This is a genomic window from Streptomyces sp. BE303 (assembly GCF_036290945.1).
In the GTDB taxonomy this organism is placed as follows: domain Bacteria; phylum Actinomycetota; class Actinomycetes; order Streptomycetales; family Streptomycetaceae; genus Kitasatospora.
This window is the reverse complement of record NZ_JAQYWZ010000835.1, coordinates 1-601: the sequence shown is the minus strand read 5'-3', so window position 1 is coordinate 601 and position 601 is coordinate 1. Positions and strand designations below refer to the sequence as shown.

At 64.2% G+C, this 601-nt stretch carries 2 pseudogenes; both read right to left on the bottom strand.

What is annotated here, in order from left to right:
* A pseudogene (locus PUR56_RS43635) lies at positions 1 to 79 on the bottom strand (helix-turn-helix domain-containing protein); the annotation flags it as partial.
* A 282-nt stretch (positions 80 to 361) separates the two neighbouring features.
* Positions 362 to 601, bottom strand: a pseudogene (locus tag PUR56_RS29425) (discoidin domain-containing protein); the annotation flags it as partial.

Genomic DNA, 601 nt, shown 5'->3' with positions numbered 1-601 from the left:
GCATCCCGGCCTGGAACCGGATCCCCTCACGAAACGCCCGACGCTCAGCGGTCAGGCCCCCACCCTCCGGATACCTCACACCAACGGCATACCGCAGGGATCACGAACCGTCACTACCCGACGACAACCCGAAATGCTCAGCAGTCGGGAGCTTCCGAACGCTTCAGATCACGCGGGCTGTCGAAGAGCGGTGCAAACCATGTGAAAATGGCCCACAGAAATCAACATCAAACGCCCACTGAGATCTCCATCGAACCCGGGGCCATTCACCTGCTGGACGAGCAGTTGGCCGGCGGGAGGTGGGATCCCGTGGTGGGTGTCCGCCTTGCCTGATTCCCAGGGCGGACACCCCACATTCGGGTCAGTTCTGGGAGGCGTAGACCGAGACCTCGGCGAGCGACAGGTAGTTGGTGCCCGGGAGTTGGACGCGGACGTATCGGCCTTGGGTATCGACCGGCAGGGTCAGCTCGGCGGGCGGGGTGCCCGCGATGTCGTACCGCCACACGGTGGGATCGGCGCGAAGATCGGCGTAGCTACGCCCGGTCATATCGGATGCCGAGACGAACACCGAGGCGTTGTTGCTGCGGTCGCGGTAGCCATC